Source organism: Halosimplex pelagicum, from assembly GCF_013415905.1.
Taxonomy (GTDB): domain Archaea; phylum Halobacteriota; class Halobacteria; order Halobacteriales; family Haloarculaceae; genus Halosimplex; species Halosimplex pelagicum.
Genome location: NZ_CP058909.1, coordinates 751,281 through 774,939, shown reverse-complemented (window position 1 = coordinate 774,939; position 23,659 = coordinate 751,281). Strand labels below are relative to the sequence as shown.

General features: G+C 70.1%; 26 protein-coding genes. 14 read left to right on the top strand and 12 right to left on the bottom strand.

The window, feature by feature from the left end; translation table 11 throughout:
* The first annotated feature begins 173 nt into the window (after window positions 1–173).
* Complete coding sequence (locus tag HZS54_RS03895) at window positions 174–626, top strand: hypothetical protein (RefSeq protein ID WP_179920651.1); 453 nt, start codon at window positions 174–176, stop codon at window positions 624–626.
* Window positions 627–713: 87 nt separating this feature from the next.
* Here the strand turns inward: HZS54_RS03895 and serA are convergent, their stop codons facing one another.
* The 3 genes from serA to HZS54_RS03880 all read right to left on the bottom strand — a co-directional run bounded on the left by serA (window position 714) and on the right by HZS54_RS03880 (window position 3,591).
* Complete coding sequence (gene serA / locus HZS54_RS03890) at window positions 714–2,303, bottom strand: phosphoglycerate dehydrogenase (RefSeq protein WP_179920650.1); 1,590 nt, start codon at window positions 2,301–2,303, stop codon at window positions 714–716.
* Between the two features lie 272 nt (window positions 2,304–2,575).
* The gene (locus HZS54_RS03885; protein WP_167837472.1) at window positions 2,576–2,743 is read right to left on the bottom strand and encodes a DUF7556 family protein; all 168 of its coding nucleotides are present in this window, start codon (window positions 2,741–2,743) and stop codon (window positions 2,576–2,578) included.
* Window positions 2,744–2,913: 170 nt separating this feature from the next.
* Window positions 2,914–3,591 carry an MBL fold metallo-hydrolase gene (locus tag HZS54_RS03880; RefSeq protein ID WP_179920649.1) on the bottom strand — a complete coding sequence of 226 codons (678 nt, stop codon included), beginning with the start codon at window positions 3,589–3,591 and terminating at the stop codon, window positions 2,914–2,916.
* A gap of 142 nt (window positions 3,592–3,733) precedes the next feature.
* On the opposite strand from HZS54_RS03880, the gene HZS54_RS03875 reads away from it, so the two are divergent.
* Together HZS54_RS03875 and HZS54_RS03870 are read left to right on the top strand one after the other, a co-directional pair.
* On the top strand, window positions 3,734–3,943 hold the full coding sequence (locus HZS54_RS03875; RefSeq protein ID WP_179920648.1) for a hypothetical protein: 210 nt from the start codon (window positions 3,734–3,736) through the stop codon (window positions 3,941–3,943).
* Window positions 3,944–4,022: 79 nt separating this feature from the next.
* Window positions 4,023–4,682: a helix-turn-helix domain-containing protein gene (locus HZS54_RS03870; protein WP_179920647.1), complete on the top strand. Its 660-nt coding sequence runs from the start codon at window positions 4,023–4,025 to the stop codon at window positions 4,680–4,682.
* A 23-nt stretch (window positions 4,683–4,705) separates the two neighbouring features.
* Here HZS54_RS03870 and HZS54_RS03865 read toward each other — a convergent pair whose 3' ends face one another.
* Entirely contained in the window at window positions 4,706–5,158 is a 453-nt protein-coding gene (locus HZS54_RS03865) for a type II toxin-antitoxin system VapC family toxin (RefSeq protein ID WP_179920646.1), read from the bottom strand.
* Window positions 5,155–5,436, bottom strand: coding sequence for a type II toxin-antitoxin system HicB family antitoxin (locus HZS54_RS03860; protein WP_179920645.1), 282 nt, complete (start codon window positions 5,434–5,436; stop codon window positions 5,155–5,157). The genes HZS54_RS03865 and HZS54_RS03860 overlap by 4 nt, the downstream gene beginning before the upstream one ends.
* Before the next feature lie 382 nt (window positions 5,437–5,818).
* Between HZS54_RS03860 and HZS54_RS03855 the strand changes: the two genes are divergently transcribed.
* Window positions 5,819–6,847 carry a DUF7282 domain-containing protein gene (locus HZS54_RS03855; RefSeq protein WP_179920644.1) on the top strand — a complete coding sequence of 343 codons (1,029 nt, stop codon included), beginning with the start codon at window positions 5,819–5,821 and terminating at the stop codon, window positions 6,845–6,847.
* Window positions 6,848–6,885: 38 nt separating this feature from the next.
* Here HZS54_RS03855 and HZS54_RS03850 read toward each other — a convergent pair whose 3' ends face one another.
* On the bottom strand, window positions 6,886–7,980 hold the full coding sequence (locus HZS54_RS03850) for an aminopeptidase (protein WP_179920643.1): 1,095 nt from the start codon (window positions 7,978–7,980) through the stop codon (window positions 6,886–6,888).
* 88 nt (window positions 7,981–8,068) lie between these two features.
* Here HZS54_RS03850 and HZS54_RS03845 point away from each other — a divergent pair, with 88 nt between their 5' ends.
* Window positions 8,069–9,034 carry a hypothetical protein gene (locus HZS54_RS03845; RefSeq protein WP_179920642.1) on the top strand — a complete coding sequence of 322 codons (966 nt, stop codon included), beginning with the start codon at window positions 8,069–8,071 and terminating at the stop codon, window positions 9,032–9,034.
* A gap of 10 nt (window positions 9,035–9,044) precedes the next feature.
* On the opposite strand, the gene HZS54_RS03840 is transcribed toward HZS54_RS03845, so the two are convergent.
* The gene (locus HZS54_RS03840) at window positions 9,045–10,109 is read right to left on the bottom strand and encodes a nucleotidyl transferase family protein (protein ID WP_179920641.1); all 1,065 of its coding nucleotides are present in this window, start codon (window positions 10,107–10,109) and stop codon (window positions 9,045–9,047) included.
* 186 nt (window positions 10,110–10,295) lie between these two features.
* Between HZS54_RS03840 and HZS54_RS03835 the strand changes: the two genes are divergently transcribed.
* Together HZS54_RS03835 and HZS54_RS03830 are read left to right on the top strand one after the other, a co-directional pair.
* Entirely contained in the window at window positions 10,296–11,540 is a 1,245-nt protein-coding gene (locus tag HZS54_RS03835) for a hypothetical protein (protein ID WP_179920640.1), read from the top strand.
* A 96-nt stretch (window positions 11,541–11,636) separates the two neighbouring features.
* Entirely contained in the window at window positions 11,637–12,647 is a 1,011-nt protein-coding gene (locus HZS54_RS03830) for a threonine aldolase family protein (RefSeq protein WP_179920639.1), read from the top strand.
* 32 nt (window positions 12,648–12,679) lie between these two features.
* On the opposite strand, the gene HZS54_RS03825 is transcribed toward HZS54_RS03830, so the two are convergent.
* A complete protein-coding gene (locus tag HZS54_RS03825) occupies window positions 12,680–12,832 on the bottom strand; it encodes a DUF7859 family protein (protein ID WP_179920638.1) in 153 nt (50 codons plus the stop codon).
* Window positions 12,833–13,032: 200 nt separating this feature from the next.
* On the opposite strand from HZS54_RS03825, the gene HZS54_RS03820 reads away from it, so the two are divergent.
* Window positions 13,033–13,665: an ArsR/SmtB family transcription factor gene (locus tag HZS54_RS03820; protein ID WP_179920637.1), complete on the top strand. Its 633-nt coding sequence runs from the start codon at window positions 13,033–13,035 to the stop codon at window positions 13,663–13,665.
* A gap of 177 nt (window positions 13,666–13,842) precedes the next feature.
* Here HZS54_RS03820 and HZS54_RS03815 read toward each other — a convergent pair whose 3' ends face one another.
* Window positions 13,843–14,412 (bottom strand): metallophosphoesterase, encoded by a 570-nt coding sequence (locus HZS54_RS03815; RefSeq protein WP_179920636.1) that lies wholly within the window; start codon window positions 14,410–14,412, stop codon window positions 13,843–13,845.
* A 144-nt stretch (window positions 14,413–14,556) separates the two neighbouring features.
* Between HZS54_RS03815 and HZS54_RS03810 the strand changes: the two genes are divergently transcribed.
* Window positions 14,557–15,522: a cation diffusion facilitator family transporter gene (locus HZS54_RS03810; protein ID WP_179920635.1), complete on the top strand. Its 966-nt coding sequence runs from the start codon at window positions 14,557–14,559 to the stop codon at window positions 15,520–15,522.
* Between the two features lie 24 nt (window positions 15,523–15,546).
* Here the strand turns inward: HZS54_RS03810 and HZS54_RS03805 are convergent, their stop codons facing one another.
* Window positions 15,547–16,233 (bottom strand): DUF3267 domain-containing protein, encoded by a 687-nt coding sequence (locus tag HZS54_RS03805; protein ID WP_179920634.1) that lies wholly within the window; start codon window positions 16,231–16,233, stop codon window positions 15,547–15,549.
* Window positions 16,234–16,930: 697 nt separating this feature from the next.
* On the opposite strand from HZS54_RS03805, the gene HZS54_RS03800 reads away from it, so the two are divergent.
* The 3 genes from HZS54_RS03800 to serB all read left to right on the top strand — a co-directional run bounded on the left by HZS54_RS03800 (window position 16,931) and on the right by serB (window position 20,690).
* Complete coding sequence (locus HZS54_RS03800; RefSeq protein WP_281377734.1) at window positions 16,931–19,174, top strand: ATP-dependent DNA helicase; 2,244 nt, start codon at window positions 16,931–16,933, stop codon at window positions 19,172–19,174.
* Window positions 19,175–19,500: 326 nt separating this feature from the next.
* Window positions 19,501–19,971 carry a GyrI-like domain-containing protein gene (locus tag HZS54_RS03795; protein ID WP_179920633.1) on the top strand — a complete coding sequence of 157 codons (471 nt, stop codon included), beginning with the start codon at window positions 19,501–19,503 and terminating at the stop codon, window positions 19,969–19,971.
* 80 nt (window positions 19,972–20,051) lie between these two features.
* On the top strand, window positions 20,052–20,690 hold the full coding sequence (gene serB, locus HZS54_RS03790) for a phosphoserine phosphatase SerB (protein ID WP_179920632.1): 639 nt from the start codon (window positions 20,052–20,054) through the stop codon (window positions 20,688–20,690).
* An 81-nt stretch (window positions 20,691–20,771) separates the two neighbouring features.
* Here the strand turns inward: serB and HZS54_RS03785 are convergent, their stop codons facing one another.
* Both HZS54_RS03785 and HZS54_RS03780 read right to left on the bottom strand, forming a co-directional pair.
* A complete protein-coding gene (locus HZS54_RS03785; protein WP_179920631.1) occupies window positions 20,772–21,323 on the bottom strand; it encodes a DoxX family protein in 552 nt (183 codons plus the stop codon).
* Between the two features lie 144 nt (window positions 21,324–21,467).
* Window positions 21,468–22,760 (bottom strand): O-acetylhomoserine aminocarboxypropyltransferase/cysteine synthase family protein, encoded by a 1,293-nt coding sequence (locus HZS54_RS03780; RefSeq protein ID WP_179920630.1) that lies wholly within the window; start codon window positions 22,758–22,760, stop codon window positions 21,468–21,470.
* A gap of 191 nt (window positions 22,761–22,951) precedes the next feature.
* On the opposite strand from HZS54_RS03780, the gene HZS54_RS03775 reads away from it, so the two are divergent.
* Together HZS54_RS03775 and HZS54_RS03770 are read left to right on the top strand one after the other, a co-directional pair.
* Window positions 22,952–23,248: a hypothetical protein gene (locus HZS54_RS03775; protein WP_179920629.1), complete on the top strand. Its 297-nt coding sequence runs from the start codon at window positions 22,952–22,954 to the stop codon at window positions 23,246–23,248.
* Window positions 23,249–23,321: 73 nt separating this feature from the next.
* Window positions 23,322–23,618 (top strand): hypothetical protein, encoded by a 297-nt coding sequence (locus HZS54_RS03770; RefSeq protein ID WP_179920628.1) that lies wholly within the window; start codon window positions 23,322–23,324, stop codon window positions 23,616–23,618.
* Window positions 23,619–23,659 lie beyond the last annotated feature (41 nt).

The window sequence follows — 23,659 nt, the reverse complement described above, 5'->3', positions numbered from 1 at the left end:
CGCGCTCGCTACTGCGGCGTCGTGCGGTCGCTCCTCTACCGAGAGACCAGGTCGACACGAAGCGGTCACGGCGAAAAACGCAGGATAGCGGTCGGATCTACTGGAGCGTCAGACGCGCGTCGGGTGTCCGTCTGCCTCGTCTTTTTCCCCGAGCGATACCTTCGTTAGAGAGCATGGCCGCGAACGCCGACCCACCAGAACAGGGGGAGCTCTACCCATGCACCGACCGCCAGTCGGCGGGCGAGTCGTGCGGCCACTCGACGAGCGACGCCGGAGCGACCGGCGGGACCGACGCCGGAGCCGCCGGCCGGACCGACCTCACGGTAGACCACACAGCCGAAACGCTCTACCTGGCGAAGATCGCGCTGCTGGAAGCCAGAGTCGCGACGCTCGAACGCCGCCTCGAATCGAGCGAAGCGGACCTCCAGCACGTCGTCAACCGCTACGAACGCGTCCTCCAGGGACGCGACGCCTGCCGCGACGAACCACTCGTGACCGACGAGTTCGACATCGAAGCCGGCCGTCCCGCGGACGCCGACCGCACCGCCGGAGACGACCGGGCCCCCGAGCGCGACGGCGAGCGCTCGACCGGCCCGCTCGACCGGCTCCGCTCGCTGCTGCGATAGTCGCGGCCGTCGCGTGGGGAGGAACCTTCGTTTTCGGAAACGCGGAGAAACGTCGAGAAGCGAAGCGGGAGCCGCCGAATAACTGCCCTACTGGCCGTTGAGCGAGATCTGCGTGATGTCGATGACGCGCTCGTCGTCGAGCAGCCGCGCGACGGTGTCGTCGGAGACGGGGTCGTCGAGGTTGTACACCGTGAGGGCCTCGCCGCCGATGGTCTCGCGGCCGTTGAACATGCCGGCGATGTTCACGTCGGACTCGCCCAGCACCGTGCCGATGAAGCCGATGACGCCGGGCACGTCCTCGTTGCGGGCGACGAGCATGTGGCCGTGCGGGACGGCGTCGACGCGGTAGCCGTCGATTCGGACGATGCGGGCGTCGTCGCCGGCGAACTGCGTCCCGGAGACGCTGATGGAGTCCTCTCCGTCGGAGACGGTGACGGTGATGAGGCTCTGGAAGTCCTCGGCGGAGCTGGTCTTGGACTCGGTGACGTCGATGCCCCGTTCCTCGGCGATGCGCTCGGCGTTGACGGCGTTGACCTGCGTCTCGACGACGTCCTCGAAGACGCCCTTGAGCGCGGTGGCGGTGACGATCTCCGTGTCGTGCTCGGCGATGTCGCCGGCGTAGGTGACTTCCACGTCGGAGACGCCGCCGTCGAACAGCTGGACGGCGATGGTGCCGGCGGTATCGGCGAGTTCGAGGTACGGCTCGACGGCGGGGAACGCGCTCTCGTCCATCGACGGAGCGTTCAGCGCGTTGAGGACGGGCTCGCCGTTGAACGCGGCGACGATCTGGTCGGCGGTGGAGGTGGCGACGTGCTCCTGGGCGGCCTCGGTGGAGGCGCCCAGATGGGGCGTGACGACCACGTCGTCCACGTCGAGCAGCGGGTTGTCGGGGTCGAGCGGCTCGTCGGCGAACACGTCGATGGCAGCGCCCTTGAGCAGGCCGTCTTCGACGGCCTCGGCGAGGGCCGGCTCGTCGATGATGCCGCCGCGGGCGCAGTTGACGACGTAGCCGCCCTCGAGCTGGGCGAGCTCCTCCTCGCCGATCATGTTCTCGGTCTCGTCGGTCAGCGGCGTGTGGATGGTGATGAAGTCCGCCCGTTCGAGACACTCGTCGAGGGTGTCGACGAGTTCGGCGCCGAAGCGCTCGGCGCGCTCCTGGCTGATGTAGGGGTCGTAGGTGACGAGATCCATGCCCAGCGCGTCGAGACGGCGGGCGACCTCCTGGCCGACGCGGCCGAAGCCGACGACGCCCAGCGTCTTCTCGTTGAGTTCGGTGCCGAGGAAGTCGCCCTTGGCCCACTCGCCGTCGCGCAGGCGGTTGTGGGCCTGCGGGATGGAACGGGCGGTGGCGAAGGCCATCGCGACGGAGTGCTCGGCGGCGGCGCGGACGTTGCCCTGCGGTGCGTTGGCGACGATGACGCCGTGGTCGGTGGCGGCCTCGATGTCGATGTTGTCGACGCCGATGCCGGCGCGGCCGACGATCTGGAGGTTCGGCGCGGCGGCGAACACCTCGGCGGTGACCTCCGTCCCCGAGCGGACGACCATCGCGTCGGCGTCCGCGACGGCGTCCAGCAGCGCTTCACCGTCGATATCGTAGGCTGTCTCGACTTCGTGGCCCGCATCGCGCAGCCGGTCCAGACCCGCGTCCGCGATCGGGTCCGTGACGAGTACCTTCATGCGGGTGGGATCCGCTCGCCGGGGTATAACCCTTGTTTTCTCCGGACGGCGCCGAGGACACCTTCGACACTGTCGGCGTAATCGACACAGATGGACGGACGCAGTCGTGGCGGTGGAACGACCGCGCTCGTGGTGGCGAGCGGAGCGACCGCAATCACGGCGGCGAGACGAGCGACCGCAGTCACGGACAGTGAGAATCGGACCGCCCGACGGAGCGAGTCGTCACGGACTCGGCAGTGGGCGCGTGGAGACGAATCGGAACGGGGCGGCCGTCACCGCCACTCCGGGAGGGTGGCGGCGTCGGCGAGCGGGGCTGTGAGATAGGCGTCGTCGCAGCTGATATCGGCGATTACGAGCGTCTCGGTGGGGCCCTCCTCGACGGAGGCCATGACTTCGGCGTTCGTTTCCACCTCGGCTTCAGCGACCATATCCGGCGCCATGCATGACAACATGTAGCAACCACCTATATACCTGTCGGAACGATTCTCACGGATTGAAAACCCGGTGTCAGACGGGCGTCAGACGGCCGAACGACACGGGGCCGGGGCTCGCAAAAACTGCCGCGGTTTTTCAGTGCGCGCGGAGTGACGAGACGGCAGCGAGTACGGGCTCAACCCTCGATCGACCGTCCGATCTCGGCGATCCGGTCGTCGTCGGCCGCGACGAACCCGCCGTGATAGCAGAGGACGCCGTCGATGGCCAGGCTCGCGAGGCGAGCGACCGACTGGCCCGCCTCGGCCATGTCGAGCGAGAAATGCTCGCTTGGACCCTGCAGTTCCCCGTCGGCGGCCGTCAGGGCGTCCGCGGCCAGCAGCAGTTCCTCCTCTGGTAGGTACAGCGAGACGTGGCCCGGCGCGTGTCCCGGCGTGTAGACCACCCGCATCGGCCCGGCGGTCGTCCGGAAGACCTCCTCGCCGACGAGTTCCACGTCGACCGGGACCGGCGGGTAGCGCTCCCCCTCGCCCTTGATCGGTTCCTCCCGACCGTCGACGTACGGCGCGCAGGCCTCGTGGGCGAACACGACCGCGTCGGTCTTCTCGCACACGGTCGCGAGCGCGCCCGCGTGGTCACCGTCGTGGTGGGTTATCAGCACCGCCCACACGTCCGCCCACTCGAAGCCGGCGGCTTCGATCTCCGCGCCCAGAGCCTCGGCCTGCCCCGGCAGACCGGCGTCCAGCAACAGGAGTCCGCGCTCGGTCTCGACCGCCGCCGGGTGGAACGCTCGCTCGCCGTCGTCGGTCTCGATCGTCTCCGTCAAGGCGTAGACGCCCTCGGTAAGTTCCTCCATACGCCGGTTTCGGGAGCGAGCGACAAAGTTCGTCGGGCCGCGGCGGCCCGCACGCCGGCGGTCCGCCGCCCGGCGCCCGACCGTCCCGAGAGCGACGCGACGGCCGGTGGAGTTTTGACGGATCGACGCCATATCGCCCCGCATGGACGACGACGCCCTCCAGGCCCGGCTCCGAGCTGTCGAGCGCCGGCAGTACCTGCTCATCGCACTGCTCGTCCCGCCGAACTACCTCGCGGCCGCCGACCTGTTCGGCTACTGGATCGCGGGCGTGGCACTGTTCGTGCTCGCGTGCCTGAGTTTCTCGTTCGTGCTCATCAGAGGTCGACAGCGCCGCGAGAGCGCAGGCGTGTGACGCCGGTCGTCCCGGCCGGAGCAGTCACCGTCGCTCCGACAACCGACGAATCTTTGCCGAGCCGGCCGTACAGCCGCCTATGCGGTACGTGACGCTACTGGTGAGTCCGGCGGAGGGGCAGGGATTCCACCCCGTCGGCGAACGGATCGCCCGCGACCCCGACGTGACGGGCGAGGCGATCCACCGGATGAACGACCTGGGCGACGGGACGGTGACGCTGCTGACCGAGCTATCGGGCGACGTGGACCGCTACCGGGCGATCATGACCGACACGCCCGAGGTCCGCGAGTTCACCGTCGCCGTCGACGAGGAGGGCCACGGCTGGGCCTACTCCCGCGTCGAGACGAACGACCTCGTCGAGTACATGCTCGAACGCGGCCGCGAGCTCGAACTCGTCCGGGACATGCCGATCGAACTCACCGAGCGGGGCGGCCAGCGGGTGACGCTGATCGGCACCGAGGCGGCGTTCGCCCGCGCCGCCGAGTTCGACGAGCCCCCCGGCTACGAGATCACGATCGAGAAAACCGGCCAGTACCACCCCGAGGGCGGTCGCCTGCTCGACGCGCTGACGAGCCGCCAGCGGGAGGTGCTCGAAGCGGCGGTCGCCGTCGGCTACTACGAGGCCCCCCGCGAGGCGACCCACGAGGACGTGGCCGAGGAGGTCGGCTGCTCGCCCGCCACCGCCGGCGAACACCTCCAGAAGGTCGAACGGGCCGTCTTCGGCGCGCTGGTGGAGTGAGCGGCGAAATTGGCCCCGAGCTATCAGACCTCTCCAGTCTCCCGGGGGACGACGATGAATCCGAGCGTCGAGAAATCGGTCGAGTCGAAGGTGAACACGTGGTCGATGTCGTGATGGTCGGCGAGCACGGCGGACGTGTGGTCGACGAACGATATCTGCTGGTCGTCGTACGTCTCGAACCGGTCGCACGTCCGGTCGAACAACTGCTCGCCCAGCGTGAGGACAGTGAAACTCGACGAATCGCGAATCGTCCGTAGCACGCGCGCCGCTTCGTCGTGGCCCGCTCGACGATTCAGCAGCGTCACGAGTTCCGAGAGGACGTACCGACTCGTGTACAGCGGGCGGTACACGTATTCGCCGGACCGGATACCGTCGAACACGGCGAGCGCTTCGTCGTGATGCTGGTCGGGCGGATAGAAACGTGCGAGAAACGCGGCGGTGTCGACGAAGATGGGTTTCGCACCGAGCGTACTCATTCGTCGTCAGGGGCGCGCTGCCCGTAGAGATAGTCGTCGACGCTCGCGGAGAGGTCCGACGGACCGTCGACGGCGACCGGGTCTGCATCCCAGAACGGATCGTCGGGATCGACCGCTCCGGCCGCACCTTCGATGGCCGCATCGAGCGCTGCGAGCGCCTCGCTCCGGGAACCTCCCTCGCGCGTCATCCCGGTATCGTCGTCCCGCGCGACCCAGTTGCCACCTTCGTAGGTCAGAGTGATCTTCGTACTCGGTGGTTCCTCGGCCTCGGAACTCATTACCGGTAATTCCGTCGGCGAGCCTGTTATGTCTTACTCCGTGGGGAGACGGAGGGTCGCTCGGAGCCAATTCGCCCTGGATCGCTACCCTTCGAACCCGTGCTCGAACACGAACGGTTCCACTCCACACGCGCCAGCCATCCAATCACACAGAAGACATTTACGAGAGCGGAGAGCACGGTCCGGTCGTGCGGTCCCCACACGCCAGGCTCGTGCCTCCGCGGCGCCGTCTGGGCGCCCGCGGGCGCTCGGTCCGAACGGTCGGTATCGTCGCTACCAGCCAGTCTCGCGCGGTGGCCACGGGCCCCCGACCGGGTCCGGGAGCGGACCCGAATCCGCGTCGTCGCCGAGCGACTCGGCGACCCGACTGGGGGTGACAACGGTGAGCCATCCGTTCGGGACGGCCGTCGCGGCGCTCCTGTTCGCGGCGCTGGCGACCGCGACAGCGGTCCCCGGCGCAGTCGCGGTCGCCGGTTCAGTTCCGGCAGACGCTGTCGACAGCCACGGAGCCCCGGAAGCGACGACCCCCGACGGCGCCAACGCGACGCTGGAGACGAACCGCGGCGGAGAGGTGACCCTGAAGAACGGCCCGCGACAGACCATCGGCGGCGAGACGAACGTGGCCCCCGGAACGAACCTGACGGTCCACGTCCGGAAGGATACGGAGAACGTCGCCTTCGACGTGAGCGTCCGGGAGGACGGCACCTTCGCGGTGACGACGGACGCGTTCGCCGACGAGGGGTCCGGGCTCCGGTTCACCGCCTGGGTCTCCCGGAACGGGACCCGGATCAGTCCGCGCTACGACGGGATGATGCTCACCTACGACCCGGGTTCGGTCACGTTCGCCGACCAGCGGGTCGAGTCGCCCGGCCGGACGGTCGTCGTCGACAGCGTGGTGCTCTCCGACGGCGGGTTCGTCTCCGTCCGCCAGGGGAGCGCGAACGGGTCGGTCCTCGGCGCCAGCGACTACCTCCGCGCCGGAGCGCACGAGAACGTCTCCGTCGACTTCGACCGCCCGGTCCGCGGAAACGAGACGCTGGTCGCGGTACTACACCGCGACAGTGACGGCGACGAACGCTGGGACTCCCCGGAACGCGACAGACCGATCCCGGTGGACGGATCGACCATCTACGACGCGGCGACCGTCGCCGGTCAGACCCCGACCCCGACTCTAACCCCAGCGACCGATACCGTCGCGACGCAGACGCCAGCACCGACTCCGTCCCCGACGCCGACGACCGCGGACGCGCCCGCGGCGACCGAATCGCCGTCCCCGTCGACCGAGACGATCGGCACCGCCGAGCGGACGCAACCGTCGGCGACGACCGGGTCCGGCCCCGGATTCGGTGTGGCCGTCGGCCTCCTCGCGGTGCTCGCGACGGCGCTGCTCACGGCGAGCCGGCGGGACTGACCGCCGCTCGCGCGACCGTCGACGGGTTCCGACCGGGTCTATCCCTCGAAGCCGTCCTCGAACCGGAACGTGCCGTTGCGCTGGACGACCTCGCCGTCGACCTCGATGAACGACTCGTCGCTCATGTCGACGATCATGTCGACGTGGACGGCCGAGTCGTTCTGCTCGTTGCCCTCGCCGACGGTGTCGTCGTAGGCGCGCCCGACCGCCATGTGGACGGTGTCGCCCATCTTCTCGTCGAACAGCATGTTGTAGGTGAACTCGTCGATGGCGCGGTTCATCCCGATCCCGAGTTCGCCGAGGCGGTTCGACCCCTCGTCGGTCTCCAGCACGTTCGTCAGCACGTCCTCGTTCTTCCCCGCGGCGTGTTCGACCACGTTCCCGTCCTCGAACTTGCAGTACACGTCGGTCACCTCCCGGCCCTGGTGGTAGAGGGGTTTGTCGAAGTAGACCTCGCCCTCGACGGAGTCGGGGACGGGGGCGGTGAACACCTCGCCGCCGGGGAGGTTGCGCTCGCCGTAGTCGTTGAGCGTGGGGTTGCCCGCGACGCTCATGGTCACGTCCGTCGAGTCGCCGGAGACGATCCGCACCTCCTCGGCGTCGTCCATGATCTCGACCATCTGGGCCTGGAACTCGCGTTGCTCGTCCCAGTCGCGCAGGATGGCGTCCCAGACGAAGTTCTCGAAGCCCTCGGTGCTCTGCTGGGCGAGCTGGGCGTTGGCGGGCGCTGGGTACTGAGTGAGACACCAGCGCTTCGAGAGCCGCTCGGCCAGCAGGGGCTGGACCGCGGCCTCGTAGGCGGTCGACACCTCGGGGTCCACGTCGCTGGTCTGGGTGACGTTGTCGCTCCCCCGAACGACGATGTACACGTCCATCTCCTCGTACAGCGCCATCTGGTGGTCCGGGAGCTCGAAGTCGCCGTCGTGGTTGCGCAGGAAGGCTCGCCGGAAGCGCTTGCCCATCCGGTCCTGGATCACGAGGGGGTAGGCGCCGCGGTCGGCGATTATCTCGTGGAGGGCGGTCACGAGGTCCTCGGCCTCGGGGTGAGCGTCGATGACGACCTGGTCGCCCGCCGTCAGGTCGACGGAGTGGTCACAGATTATCTCGGCGTGTTCGCGAACGCGTGCGTCCATGCGGAAGCCGTCGCTCGCCCGCGCCAAACCGGTTTCGTCGTCCGGCCGCGGGACACGTTTTATTACAGCCTGGGTTACATCTGTGTCCATGAGTCGCAGTCGGACGCCCTCCGTTCGCGGCCTCCGCGGCGTCGACCGGCGTTCGGCCGTCGTCGAGCTGGCCGTCGTCGTCGCGGCGCTCGTCGCGCTCGAAGCGTACGTGAACCTGACCGACGCCGTCGTCCGGCCGGTCGAGGACGCGGTCGGCGCGTCGACCGGCATCGACCCACGCCTGGCCCGTGCGGCCGTGCAGGGCCTGCTCGTGCTGGGCGGGCTGGGCGCTCTCGCCGCCGTCGCCGCGTCCGAGCGGGACCTCCCGCTTCCCCTGTCAACCCCCGAGCGGGACGCCGCGGGCCTCGTCGGGCTCGCGACGCTCGGGGCGGCCGTCCTCGCGGTGCTCCCGGTCGTCCCCGCCGCGGCCAGCTACGGGATCGCGAGCGGGGACGTCGCGGCGGGGGTGACGGGACTCCCCGGCCAGCTGGCCGGTCGGACGCTGGTCTTCCTCGCGGTGTTCGTCGCGGGGATGGCCGTGCTGTATCACGGGCTCGTCCAGGGACTGCTCCGGCGGGCTGTCGGCCGCGAGCGGGCGGTCGCGGCGACGACGCTGCTGAGCGCGTACTTCGCGACGCCGCGGTTCGGTCCCTCGTTCGGCGCCGTCCGCGGCGGGCCGTGGCTGGACGTGTCCGCCGCCCGCGCCGGGGTCGCAGTGCTCGTCGTCGCCGCGCTGGCCCTCGCCGTCTACGCCGCCGAGCGCGTCGACGACCGGCGCGTCCGCGCGGCGGCGGCCGCCCCGGTCGTGGCGGCGGTCGCGCTCGCGACCGTCGCGTTCTGGCAGGGCGTCGACCTGCCCTGGGAGGGCCTGACGGCGGCCACCCGGGTCGTCCTCGTCGGCGTCGCGGCGTACGTCTACGCCGACACCGAGTCGCTGCTCGGTCCGGCGGTCGTGTACGGGGCGTACGCGCTCGCGGGCGTCGCCGCCCAGTCGGTCGCCCTCCGCGCGCTCCTCGGGGGCTGACCGGCCGGTCTCAGTCGGCGGTCGCCCGCCACCGCTCGGCCAACCCGACGACGAACTCGGCGTACTCGTCCCGCGCTCGCGCCCATTCCTCGCCGCCCGTCTCGCACGCGCGCTCCAGCCGCTCCAGTCGCTCGGCGTCGTAGCGCGAGGCCAGACACATCGCCTGGAACACCGGCGAGGTCGCGGGGTCGCCGCCCGGATCGCCCGCGATCCGCTCGCGGATCTCGGCGGGAGCCATCGCGAGCGAGACGCCCGATCCCGGGATCGACTTCGCCATCTTCGGCGTCCCGTCGAAGCCGGGGAGCATCCGGGTGTACAGCCCCGCGACGCCGCCCTCCACGGGTGCGGCGTCGCGGAACCGCCGCGCCATCCGGGCGAGGTGGCGCTCGTCGACCCCGAACTGGAGGACCAGCCGTTCGTAGTCGCCGGCGTACAGCGGGTGGAGGAAGTCGACGCCGTGGAGGACGGCGCTGTGGATATCGGCGGCGTCGGAGGTCGGTCCCGAACGCTCGACCGCGGCGGTCGCCGGTCCGCGTTCCCCGTCGGCCGCCTCGTAGGCTTCACGGACGGCCCGCTCCCAGTCGGTCGGCGGACGCTCGCCGCTGCCGTCCGCCGGAGTCCACGCTTCGGGGTCGTAGTACGGCGCCAGCAGCTGGGCGGTCCGCATCACGTCGGTCGCCTCGCGCTGGGTGCGGAGACGGCCCCGCTCGGGGTCGAAGCCCAGGTCGAGCGCGAACGCGCGGTAGCGCTCGGCGAGCGCCCGCACCCGGTCGAGCGACGCGCCGCTGTGATACGGCTCCAGGTCGGCGATCACGAACTGCACGTCCAGGCCCGCCTCCTGCAGCGCGACCGCAGTCAAGAACTGGCCGACCGTCCCCAGGTGGGGCGGGCCGGTCATCCCGACGCCGGTCGCGACGAGCGTCGACCGCTCGTCCGTTCGGGTCAGGACGCCCTCGTCGTCGACGGCGACGAACCGCCGCCGCTCGGCGGCCGGGACCGGACCGACGGCCCCCTCGATCGGTTCGTAGTCGTCGCGTTCGCGGACGGTCTCGTAGTGGTCGGGCAGCGAAGTCACGTTCGGAACGTATAGCCGAAGCGTAAAATGCTAATTTGTGACAAGGTACCGAGGCACATATGGCGCCCGGCCGTGCCGGGACGGTAGCGTCGCGACCCGGTGAAAGCGCGGGGTCGATAGCCCGCGCTTACCGGAAGTTCGGTGTCTATAACGAAATAGGGCGTTCCCCCTACCGGAGAGCGTGCTATGACGGACCGACCACTGCGGAACACGAGACGGACGTTCCTCGCGTCGAGCGCGCTGGGGGCGCTCTCGGCGGTTGCAACGGGCGCAACGGCGGCCGCAACGGGCGAAACCGTCGAGCCGACCCTGACGATCGAGTGTTCGACCGTCAGGGTCGACGACTGGGGGAGCGCCTTCGGCGCGCGGGTGGTCTTCGAAGACGGGAGCGTCGTCTACATCGACGAGGGGGCGCCCGAGACCTTCGGCGCGCCCGGGCGCGTCGTCGAGTCGGTGACGCTGCACGACGGCGACGGCAACGAGTGGACGAGGACGAACGACGCGACCGACTGCGACCCCGGCGGGAAGTCGGTCACGTTCACCGACTCGCGGGCGACCGTCCGGCCGGGGCAGTTCCTGGAGACCGACACCTATCCCGGGGAGCTGATCTCGCAGGTCGACCTGCACTTCGTCGACGGGACGAGCCAGGAGAAGGTCCACCTGGACCCGCAGACGCCGGACGGCATCACCGGCGTCTACCGGGGCACCGGCGAGCACGCGGGCAAGGTCGTCGAGGCCATCGAGATGTTCCACGACCTCGGCTACGTGAGCCACTACATCCGAAACCCCGCCGCCGAGCAGTACCTGCTCGGGAAGGCCACCCCCCAGGAGCGACTCGTCGAGGTGATGGGAGCGTCCGAGGGCGCGGTCGACTACGAGTTCACCGTCGACGGCCCGGTCCGGGCGGTCACGCTCTCGGACCGCCGCGGCGCCTCCCCCGGCGGCAACGACGACATCTCGACGGGCGGCGACACCACGACCGTCACGGGAACGACCGGGAACCCGGGCTACAGCGACGTGTACGCCGTCGGTGGCGCGATCACCGACTTCACCCAGACCGGCGGGGACGGCGACTACCTCCTCCGGGAGTCCGAGTGGCGGGTCATCGAGGACACCGCGCCCGCGACAGACCTGCTCGCGGTCGTCGCGACCGAGGCCGGCGAGGTCGCCTACGAGTTCACCGTCGACGGGACCGTTCGGAAGGTCACCAACGCCGGGCCAAGGCGGTCGGCGGCGGACAACGACGAGGTCGTCGAGAACGACGACGGCACCGTCACCGTCAGCGGGTTCACCGGCAACACCGGCTACGGCGACACCTACGCCGTCACCGGCGACGTGACCGACTTCGCCCGGACCGGGGGCGACGCGGCGTTCCGCGTCGACTACAACGGCCGCGAGCGGACGCCCGAGGAACTGGTCGCCCAGCACTGACGGCGACGGTGAGCGTCCGACGGGATCGCCGCCCGACCGACGGCCCTCCGAGCCGACCGAGCCATCTATTTCCGCCGCGAGCGCCAACGGGGTGCCATGATCGACCTTCGCAGCGACACCGTCACGAAGCCCGACGACGCGATGCGCGAGGCCGCCCGCGACGCCGAGGTCGGCGACGACGTGTACGGCGAGGACCCGACCGTCAACGAACTGGAGGCCCGCGTCGCCGACGTGCTGGGCTTCAGCGACGCCCTGCTGGTCCCCTCCGGCACGATGGGCAACCAGGTCGCCGTCCGCACCCACACCGAGCGCGGCCAGGAGGCGATCCTCGAACGCGAGAGCCACGTCTACAAGTGGGAACTCGGCGGCGTCGCCCAGCACTCCGGCGTCCAGGCCCGGCCCGTCGACGGCGACGACCGCGGCGTGGTCGCGCCCGAGCAGGTCCGCGAGGCGCACGTCGCGGCGGACGGCCACCGCGCCGGCACCGGCCTGCTCGCGCTGGAGAACACTCACAATAGCAAGGGCGGCACCGCCATCGCCTCCGAGACCATCGACGCCGCGGCCGCAGCCGCCCACGAACTCGACGTGCCGGTCCACCTCGACGGGGCGCGGCTGTTCAACGCCGCCGCCGCGCTCGACACGCCCGCGGAGCGACTCGCTCGCGAGGTCGACTCGGCGATGGTCTGTCTCTCGAAGGGCCTGGGCGCGCCCGTCGGCTCCGTGCTGGCGGGGAGCGAGGAGTTCGTCGAGCGCGCCCGCCGCCACCGCAAGCTCATGGGCGGCGGGATGCGCCAGGCCGGCATCCTCGCCGCTCCCGGACTCCGGGCGCTGGAGAACCGCGACCGGCTCGCCGCCGACCACGAGCGCGCCCGGCGGCTGGCTGCGGGGCTGGACGCCCTCCCGGGGATCGACGCGCCCGAACCCGAGACGAACATCGTCGTCGCCGAGACGGACGACCCCGCCGACGAGGTGGTCGCCGCCTGCGAGCGCGAGGGGGTCAGCTGCGTGGCCTTCGGCGAGTATCGCGTGCGCTTCTGTACGCACTGGGACGTGGACGACGACGACATCGACGCGGCGCTGTCGGGCGTCGAGCGGGCGGTCGAGTGAGCGATAGGGGGCGGACCGACGTGTCGACGCCGCTACTGCCGGCCCTGGTCCATGCCCTGTTTGAATCCCTGTGCGGTCCGGCGGAGGAACAGGTAGACGAGGAAGACGAACCCGAGGAGGATCGCGACGATGGCCACGAGGACGGGGTCCTCGAAGAACCCCGAGACCAGATCACCGATCTGCATGTGCCGGCCTACCGCGCCACCGGTCAAAGAGGTTTCGGCACCGCCACACCCCACCCGCGGGGCGACGGGACCGCGACCGAAGCGACCGGGTGACGGTGGGGATCGACCGCCGATCGGCCGGCCGAGCCGCCGCGAACGGGACCTAACGCGCCTGTCACGTGACAAGACTAATACTGCAAGGGCGCAAAGCGCGACGTGAGATGTCGCTGCTGCCCTCCAAACCCGACACCACCGCGGCCGAGGACGCGGAGCCGCGGGTAGTCGGCGTCGAGAGCGACGACGCCGACGACCTCCTCTCTGCCCTCTCCTCGGAGACCGCCCGTCGCCTCCTCGGCGAACTCCACGAGTCCCCCGCACCGCCCGCGGAGCTCGCCGAGCGCGTCGACACCTCGTTGCAGAACGCACAGTACCACCTCGAGAACCTGCAGGACGCCGGCGCCGTCGAAGTCGTCGACACGGCCTACTCCCAGAAGGGCCGCGAGATGGACGTCTACGCCCCGGCCGACCAGCCGCTGGTCATCTTCGCCGGCGACCAGGAGAAGTCGACCAGCATCAGGACCGCCCTCTCTCGGCTGCTCGGCGCCGTCGGCCTGCTCGCCGTCGTCAGCCTCGTCGTCTCGGCGCTGACCGGCGGCGACGCCCTCCCCTCGCTGGGCGCCGGCTCCGACGCGGCCGGCGAGGGCGCCGCCGCCGCCGCACACACGCCGGCGCCAGCCGGCGGCGCGGTCGCTTCCACCGGCCTCGTCGAAGGGCTCGGCCCGGGCGCCTTCTTCTTCCTCGGCGGCGCCGCCGTACTCGTCGGCGCCTTCGCCGTCTGGTACGTCCGCGGCTGAGCACCGCCGGCACGTCCGGGGGCGAACGCCGCCGCCCCGGACCGACGACGGTTCGAGCGCCCTCAGACACTGAAACAGCCGTTTGACTTTCCGCCGGCTACTTTTCCGTTCCCGTCGAAAGGACGAATGCGCGCCGCCCCGCCGTTCCGCTTCGACCCGCTCCGCTTCGGTCCGCCGTCACTCCCGCTCCGTGGCGGCGAGGTCGAACTCGTCGAAGACCTCCCCGTCGGGCGCCACCAGCCGACCGGTCGGGCCCTCCCCGGTCGGCTCCAGCTCCGCGTGGCCCGGACGGGACCAGCGCGGGTCGGCGTGACTCCCCGGATTCAGGACCGTGACCGCCCCTACCCGTCGCCGCCCTGGCTCGTGGGAGTGCCCGACCACGACGACGTCCGCTCGCTCCTGGCGCCCCAGCAGCGACAGCGACGTGTCGTCGTGTTCGTGGCCGTGAACGACGACGAACCGGACTCCACCGTGCTCGACGGTCCGCTCCGCCGTCAGCCGCCCCCGGACCTCCGGGCCGTCGTTGTTTCCGTACACCGCGACGAACGCCCCGTCCCCCTCGCGTCCGGCCCGCTCGCTTTCGCCGCCGTGTTCGCTCCCGGCCTCCGCCTCGAACGCGTCGAGCACCGCCTCCGTCGTGAAGTCACCGGCGTGGATCACCAACTCCGCCTCGCGGACGGCCTCCAGCGTTCGCCCTTCGAGTCGGTGCCCGTCGGTGCCGTGGGTGTCCGAGACGACCGTGATCATATCGCCGGGTTCGCGGCCGCGCCCAAAGACCCCCTCGGCTTCCGTTCCATCTGCCCCTGGTTTCCGTCCCCGCCCGCGCGCCCCGCCCCCGCCGCCACCCGCGGAAACCCAAGCATTTTGATGGGTCCGGGAGTGGCTCGGGCAATGGCAGAGAGCAAGTCGGTCGTGATGGCGGCGCTGATCGCCAACGGGGCCATCGCGATCATGAAGTTCGCCGGCTTCCTGTTGACCGGGAGCGCCGCGATGCTCTCGGAGACGTACCACTCCATCTCCGACACCGGCAACCAGGTGTTCCTCCTCATCGGCCTCCGCTACGGCGGCCGCGAGGCCGACCGCCGCCACCCCTTCGGCTACGGCAAGGCGCAGTTCTTCTACGCCTTCCTCGTCTCCGTCTTCCTGTTCGGCATCGCCGGCTGGGAGTCCGCGAAACACGGCTTCAACGCGCTGATGGGGGCGGGCGGCCACGGCGGCGGGGGCGGCCCCGTCGAGTTCCTCTTCTTCTCGTTCCAACCGCCGGGCGGGTTCGACCCGATCCTGGTCAACTACACGGTGCTCCTGCTGGGCATCGCCTTCGAGAGCTGGGCGTTCAAGAAGGCCTACGCCGGCATGAAGACCCAGATCGAGGAGAACGACTGGTCGGGCATGCGCGAGGCGTTCCGCAAGACCAGCGACGTGACCACGCTCACCGCGCTGACCGAGGACACCATCGCACTCCTCGGGCTCGGGCTCGCGCTCGTCGGCGTCTTCCTCGAACAGCAGACCGGCGATCCGATCTACGACGCCGTCGCCGCCCTGCTCATCGGGGTCATGCTGATGGGCTTCGCCGTCGCGCTCGCCTGGGAGAACAAGCGGCTCATCCTCGGCGAGAGCCTCCCGGCGGACGAGGAGCAAAAGCTCCGCGCGGTCGTCGAGGACCGCGAGGAAGTCGAGCGCATCGTCGACTTCCGCACCGTCTACTTCGGCCCCGAGCGCATCGTCGTCTCCGCCGACGTGGAGTTCCACCCCGGGTTCGACGGCACCGACCTCGACGCGACCATCACCGAGATCGAAGAAGCGATGAAGGCCGCCAACGCCAGCGTCCGCACCGTCTACCTCGAACCGGAGGTGTAGCGACGCCGTCTTCGGTCGTGCCCACTATCCGTCCGATTCCGACGGCCTGAACACGTAGGAGTGGCGGATGTCGCTGTCGTAATAGAGGGACCCGGGCGGGAGCCGCAACGCGTGAATCGTCGCGTAGAGGTCGCCGACGGCGCCGATCGCGTTGAACACCACGGCCTGGAAGACGAAGAAGGCGACCAGCGGCGGCGCGAGGGCGATCAGCGGCAGACCGACCAGCGAGATGACGACCAGCGGCGCGAGTGCGACCGGCGGGGCGTGTTCGCGGCAGACGAACTGATGGAACGGCGTCGCGTAGAACGCGCCCATGTGCGGCGCCGCGCCGTAGGACACGTCGTAGCCGTAGTACCGGAAGACGAGCCCGTGGATCGCCTCGTTGACGACCACCGTCACGACCACCGCTAGCAGGAACGAGCCCAGGATCAGCCCCGCGTCGAAGGTGAACGTCACCCCGCTCTCCGTCTCGGTGACCGTCGCGAGCGCCTCGTAGACGGTCGGGCCCTGGAACCGCCAGAGCACCGCGCCGAACGCCGCCATCGCGACCGGCGTGACGACCAGCGCCGCCAGCGTCAGGACGACCATCGAGTAGCGGAAGTCCGTCGGCGGGTCGTACCCCGCCGGGGTCTCCGGCACGAGCGCGTCGCCCGGGTCGTAGTCGCTCTCGGGGACCGTCTCCGCGTCGCTCACGGCGGCGCCGTCGCTCATACCGCGACCGTCGCGGCCCTCGCACTTGAGTCTGGGTCGGCTGGAGGGGTTAGTCGGCGGCGGATCGGGCCCGATCGAGTGCGGTGGCGCGCGCTGTCGTGACTCTCGTGTCGCGACAGCATCGCGCGAGGGATGAGGCGCGCAGGAGCTTGCGACGAGCACCGAATCGGCTGGGGAGGCTCGTGGCCGGCTGCGGTGCTATGCAGTTGCGGTTGCTGTTGCGGTCGCGGTGCCGTGTAGTTGCTGTCCCTGGTGGACTGAAAGGGCGAGGCGCGCTCGCGCTCGGTTCAGTCGCCTGCGCGGCCCCTATCCGCGCGGGCGGTGCCGAGAGCGCGGATATGTCGCGCAGCGACCGCGAGCGGGTCGAGGGCTTTCATCGCTTGCCGTCGAGTGCGGTCGAGACGACAGCTAGCGAGCGGGTCGAGGGCTTTCATCGCTTGCCGTCGAGTGCGGTCGAGACGACAGCTAGCGAGCGGGTCGAGGGCTTTCATCGCTTGCCGTCGAGTGCGGTCGAGACGACAGCTAGCGAGCGGGTCGAGGGCTTTCAGCGCCTGCCGTCGAGTACGGTCGAAATTCCTGCGAGCGAGCGCGGTGAGGGCGTTCGACCCACACTGACGAGCGCGATCCAGGGGCGCGAGACTACTTCCGCTCCGGTGGGGCTAGGGCTTTTATCCGGGCGCACGAACACACCAACACAGTGGCGAGCGCGTCAGACCCGGACTATCTGCGATTCTTCCCCTACGACCAGCCGTACGACCACCAGACCGAGGCGATGGGGACCATCTACGACGCGCTCGACGAGAAGCGAAACGTCCTCTTCGAGGGGGCGACGGGGACGGGCAAGACCCTCTCGGCGCTCGCGCCCGCGCTGGAGTACGCCCGGGAGACGAACAAGACGGTCGTCATCACGACGAACGTCCACCAGCAGATGCGCCAGTTCGTCCGCGAGGCCGCGGCGATCACCGACCAGGAGCCGATCCGCGCCGTGGTCTTCCAGGGGAAGGCGTCGATGTGTCACATCGACGTTGGCTACGAGGAGTGCCAGGCGCTTCGGGATACGACCCGCGAACTCGTCGACGCCGAGGAGAACAGGGAAGAACTCGAAGACCAGCAGCGCGCCCTCCTCGAAGAGAGCCAGGACGGCAGCGCCGAGGCGGCCGACGCACGCGGCGCGGTGATGGACGAACTGGAGTCGGTCGAGGAGGAGATCGAGCAACTGCGCGAGGAGCGCAACGTCTGCGACCACTACTACCGGAACCTGACCGCCGACACCGACGCCTTCTACGGCTGGCTCTACGACGACGTGCGCACGCCCGAGGACGTGTACGGCTACGCCGAACGGGAGGGCATGTGCGGCTACGAACTGCTCAAGGAGGGCATGGAGGGCGTGGACCTGGTGGTCTGCAACTACCACCACCTGCTCGACTCGATGATCCGCGAGCAGTTCTTCCGGTGGCTCGGCCGTGACCCCGAAGACGTGATCGCCGTCTTCGACGAGGCCCACAACGTCGAGGACGCCGCCCGCGACCACGCCCGCCGCACGCTCACCGAGACGACGCTCGACCAGGCGGTCGACGAGCTGGAGACCGCCGAGGACGCCCGCGCCGAGGGCGCGCTGAACGTCCTCGACACGTTCCGGCGGGCGCTGGTCGACGCCTACGACGAGGCCCTCGGCTTCGGCGAGCGCGAGGGCGTCGAGGAGGACTGGTACGACCTGTCGATCGACAACGAGGACGCCCGCGACGAGCTGACGCTCGCCTTTTTACAGAACTACTCCGGGCCGGGGTTCCGCGAGGAGCTCGACCGGACGCTGGACCTGGCGCGGGAGCTCGACCAGTCCTACGAGGAGGCCTACAAGAACGGGGAGACGACCACGCGCCAGGAGTGCCAGACGCTGCAGGCCGCCACCTTCGTCGAGGCCTGGCTCGACGAGTCCGCCGCCGAGGGGCAGTACCCGGTCGTGAGCGTCCGTCGCGCCGAGGATGGCGGGCCGCGGGAGGCCGGCGATATCTACGGCCGCGCGGAGCTGTACACCTGCATCCCGAGTCAGGTGACCGCCGATCTGTTCGGCGACCTGCACGCGGGCGTGCTGATGAGCGCGACGCTGCGCCCCTTCGACGTGACCGAGGACGTGCTCGGGCTCGACGACCCGGAGACGCTGGCCTACGGCCCGCAGTTCCCCGAGGAGCGCCGGCGGACCTACGCGGTCGACGGCCCCGCCCTGTTCGCCAGCAAGCGCGACGACATGCAGGTCCAGTCGACGGTCGCGGGCGCGCTGGAGGACGCCGCGCGGTTCACGCCCGGCAACACCCTGGCCTTCTTCCCGAGCTACGCCGAGGCCGAACGGTACCACCAGCGGGTCGACACCGGCGGGGCGACCTACCTCGACCGCCCGGGCACCTCGGCCAGGGAGCTGCGCGAGCGGTTCACCGACGACGACGACGCCGTCCTGTTCACTTCGCTGTGGGGCACCCTCGCCGAGGGGGTGAGCTTCGACGGCGACGACGCCCGGACGGTCGTCGTCGTCGGGGTCCCCTACCCCCACCTCGACGACCGCATGGACGCCGTCCAGGAGGCCTACGACGCCGAGTTCGGCGAGGACGAGGGCGCGGGTCGCGGCGGCTCGGGGTCGAGCGGCGGGCGGGACGACGACGAGGGCGCGGGCTGGCGCTACGCCGTCGAGATCCCTACTGTCAGGAAGACCCGTCAGGCGCTGGGTCGGGTCGTCCGCTCGCCCGAGGACTTCGGCGCCCGGATCTTGCTCGACGGGCGCTACACCGAGCGCTCGGAGGTCGAGATGTCCGACTACTCCGTCCGCGGGACCTTCCCCCCCGAGGAGCGCCGCGAGATGGTCGACATCGACCCCGGGAAGTTGAAGTTCGCGCTGCTGAACTTCTACCAGGACGTGGACGGCTACGACGGCGAACCGCCTCGGCCCTGACGCTACCGGTCGCGAACGGAGTGAGCGACCGGCTTTTTCGCCCACGTTTTTCGGCGAGCGGTACCCGCAGGGCCGAAGGCCCGAGGATACCCGAGGCGAAAAAGGTGGTCTCATCAGGACGTGGACGGCTACGACGGCGAGCCGCCGCGGCCGTAGGACCCGCTTACCGGGATCGCGCGTCGACGGCGCCGGTCGACCGGTGTCGTTCGGGCGGCTGAACTCGCAAGCGCAGGTTGCGGGTCGGCGCGGTCTGGACGCGACCTGTTCGCCGAGTAGTCCCCCGATTCCGAGTACGTAAGCCGGGCCCGCCCCAACGCTGGCACGCTATGGTTCTCGACACGGAGGAGCCCGAGACGGAACGACACGGCAACTTCACGGTCGCCGGCGTCGCTCACCGCGGGACCGACGTCGACGAGGCCGCGCTGTGGGACTCGATCGACGACTACGCCGACGACCTCGGCGACGCCGCGATCGGCACCGACCGCTACGCCGTCATGTTCGACGTGGACGCCGACAGCGGCGAGTTCACCTACGTCGCCGGCCGCGAGGTCGAGGACACCGACGACCTCTCGGCGGAGCTGACGGCCGTCGAGATCCCGCAGGCGACCTACGCCGTCCTCGAGCCGGAGTACGAGTCCGTCGAGGAGATGGTCCGCGAGATCCACACGGAGGAACTCGACGGCGACCGCGACGAAGTCCACGCGCCCGTCTTCGAGCGCTACGACTCCGACCGCGACCCGACGACCACCGCCGACCGCGAGATCTACGTCCCGGTGCGCGACGACGACGAGTACTGACGCCGTCGCTCCGGTACCCGAGGGCGCTCGTCCACCCGAAATCGGGGGGTTTGAATCCCCCCGCGGCGAACCGGTGAGCGATGACCGTAGTCGCGTTCGACTTCGACGGCACGCTCTCCGACTCGGAGATGACCGTCCTGCTCGGCGAGCGGAACGGGACCGCCGACGACATGGCGGCGATCACCGAGCGGGCGATGAACGACGAGATCGAGTACGCCGAGAGCCTCCGCCAGCGCTGCGCGCTGCTGGAGGACCTGCCCGACGAGGAGGCACAGGCCGCCTTCGACCAGGTGGAGCTACGTCCGGGCGCCGCCGACGTGATAGCGGCGCTGCGGGAGGCCGGCGTCTACGTCGCCATCCTCACCGGCGGATTCGAGCGCGGGGTCGCCGCCGCACTCGAAAAAGAGGGCGTCGAGGTCGACGCCATCGTCGCCAACCGACTGCCCGTCGCCGAGGGGAAACTGACGGGCACGGTCGAAGGGCCGCTCATCGAGGGGACGAAAGACGACGCGCTGGAGGTGCTGACCGCGGTCGTCGGCGCCGACCGGACCGACACGATCGCCGTCGGCGACGGCGCCAACGACCTCCCGATGCTGCAGGTCGCCGGGCTGGCCGTCGGCTTCGACCCGAAACCGGCCGTCGCCCCCGCCTGCGACACCATCGTCGAGACGATGGCCGACCTGCAGGAGGTCCTCGAAGGCGAGGACGTGCTGGACTGAGCGGGCGGCCCCCTCGAACCGGTCGCTACGCGGTCGCCGAGAACCGCAGTCGGAGTCGAAAATCGCGGGTCCGAGGTCGATTTACCCGAGGAAGTACCGCAGCCACGGGTTCGACTGGACGACCGCGCTCGACTCGATGTAGCTGTCGACGCCGAGGATCCGGCCGGCGCCGATGGCGCCGAGGCCGAAGAGTAGCAGGGCGTAGACGATGTGGCTGGAGACGACCCAGCCGTGCTCGATGGGGAACCCGGCCATCGCGCCGCCCGAGAGGTGGGACATCCAGAAGAGGAGCATCTGGAGCGCCCCGCAGAGCGCGGCGAACCGGACCGCGACGCCCGCCAACAGGGCGAGACCGATCAGGATCTGCCCCCAGATCACCAGCGGGTCGACCAGCGGCGCGGCCGCCAGCGCGTCCCAGAAGCCGAACGGGTTGCCCGGCGGGATGGCGTTCTCCAGGTAGCCCGCCGCCGTCCAGTCGCCGGCCAACAGCTTGTCCAGGCCGGCCTGCAGGAAGATCCAGGCCATGACGACCCGCAACCCCACCAGCGCGTAGCCGATCCAGTCCTCCGAGTACTCGAAGGTCGTCTCCCGCCCGAACAGTTCCGCCTCCAGCGTTCGCCGTTGCGTTGACATTTTCGCGTCCTCCGATCGAATTCTCGACGGAAGATCATTTAATAGTGGGTGGCGGCGTCCGTCCCGGAGAACCCAACGAGTCGGGTGGCGGGGAAACGCGAACGGGAACGGGCCCGGGGCGCGGACGGCGGGCCAGCGGCACGGTTACTCCGTCGCGGCGTCGATGGCCTGGTCGAGGTCGCCGACGATGTCGTCGACGGATTCGAGGCCCACGGAGAGGCGGACCATGTCGTCGGTGACGCCGGCGGCGGCCTTCTCCTCGTCGGAGAGCTGCTGGTGGGTCGTCGAGGCGGGGTGGATGATCAGCGTCTTCGCGTCGCCGACGTTGGCGAGCAGGGAGGCGATCTCCGTCGACTCCACCGTGGTTCGGGCGGCGTCGTACCCCTCCTCCAGACCGAAGGTGATCATGCCGCCGTAGCCGCCCTCCAAGTACTCGCTCGCCTCGCCGTGGGTCTCGTGGTCGTCGAGCCCGGGGTAGGTGACCCAGGAGACCTCGGGGTGGTCCGCGAGGTGCTCGGCGACGGCCATGGCGTTCTCGCAGTGCCGATCCATCCGCATCGGCAGCGATTCGAGGCCCTGCATCGTCGTCCACGAGTCGAACGGCGACTGCTGACAGCCCAGGTCGCGCAGGCCGCGGGCGACCGCGGCGTAGGTGAAGGCGGCGTCGCCGAACCGTTCGCGGAAGTTGACGCCGTGATACGCGGGATTCGGTTCGGCGATCTCCGGGAACGAGTCGGCGTGCTCGTCCCAGGGGAAGGATCCGCCGTCGACGAGGACGCCGCCGACGGTGGTGCCGTGGCCGTGGATCCACTTGGTCGTCGAGTTCCACACCAGGTCTGCCCCGTGGTCGAGCGGCTGGCAGAGATGCGGCGTCGCGAACGTGTTGTCGACGAACAGCGGGACGCCGTGGTCGTGAGCGATGTCGGCGATGCGCTCGATGTCGGGCGTGACCAGCGCGGGGTTGCCGATCGTCTCGAAGTGGACGTAGGCGGTGTCGTCGTCGATGGCTTCTTCGTACGCTTCGTAGTCGAGCGTGTCGACGAACCGCGCCTCGACGCCCATCCGCGGCGCCGTGTGCGTGTAGTAGGTGTAGGTGCCGCCGTACAGCGACGACGCGGTGACGATATTGTCGCCCACGTCCGCGAGCATGAACGTCGCGAGGTTGAGCGCGGCCATCCCGGAAGACGTGGCGATGGCGGCGGCACCGTTCTCCAGCGACGCGATGCGCTCCTCGAGCATCGCGTTGGTCGGGTTCATCAGCCGCGAGTAGATGTGGCCCGGCTTCTCCAGGGCGAACTGCTGAGCGGCGTCGTCGGCGTCGTCGAAGACGTACGACGTGGTCTGGTAGATCGGCGGCGCGCGCGCGCCGGTCGCCGCGTCGGGTTCCTCCTGGCCAACGTGCAGTGCCTTCGTCGCCGGATCCCAGTCGTCGGACATGGGATCGACTGACGCCCGCCGGCCACATAAGTCCCCTCGGCCCGGCGAGACCCGCCCGCTGTCGCCGCTCCCGGCAGGATTTCGCGTCGACCGAACCCGTTCGCTCCGGAGCGATACCCCGCCGGTCCGGGGACCCGTGCCCGTCCGGTCAAACACGCAGTTAAGTCGCTGGAAGCCGTCGGTATCTGGCAATGAGTTCCTCGGGAATCCTGTCGCGGCTGGTGACGGCCGTCAGCGCGAACGTGTTGCGGGTCGTCGGCTCGCTCATGATCGCCCTGTCGCTCGGTATCGCCGCGGCCAGCGTCTCCACGGACTTCGGACTGGACGGTGCCAACGCGACCGGCGCGACCGCCGCCTACGCGGCCGACGCGGGCGCGGTCGCCGCCCTCGTCGAGTTCGCCGGCACCCACCCCGCCTACCCCGCGGCGATGCTGGTCGGGCTCGTCCTCGTCGCCGCCGGCGAGGAGACGCCGCTGATCGGGAGCTGAACGAACGCTTGCGGGGTCATCGCGTGTACAGTCTGACGCACTTTTATACGGGGATACGTCCTCTACTCCGTCGATGGCGCGACTCGGTGGTGAAGCCGGAACCGGAACGGTGCTCGACGGACAGACCCTTCGGATCGCCGGGCTGGTGACGGTCGCCTGTTCGGCGGCCGTCACCGCCGCGAGTGTCGGCACGGCCCACGGGCTCTCGATGCCCAGCCAGTCCGGGGCGAACACCGCGACGGTCGTCGCCGATCTCGGCGCCGCGGCGGCGCTCGTCGAGTTCGCCGCCGCACACCCCGCCTATCCGGTGGCCCTGCTGGTCGGGCTGGTGCTGGTCGTCGCCGGCGAGGAGACGCCGCTGCTCGGCTGATCGACCGTCGGTCGACCGGTTCCACCCGAAGCGAGGGGGTT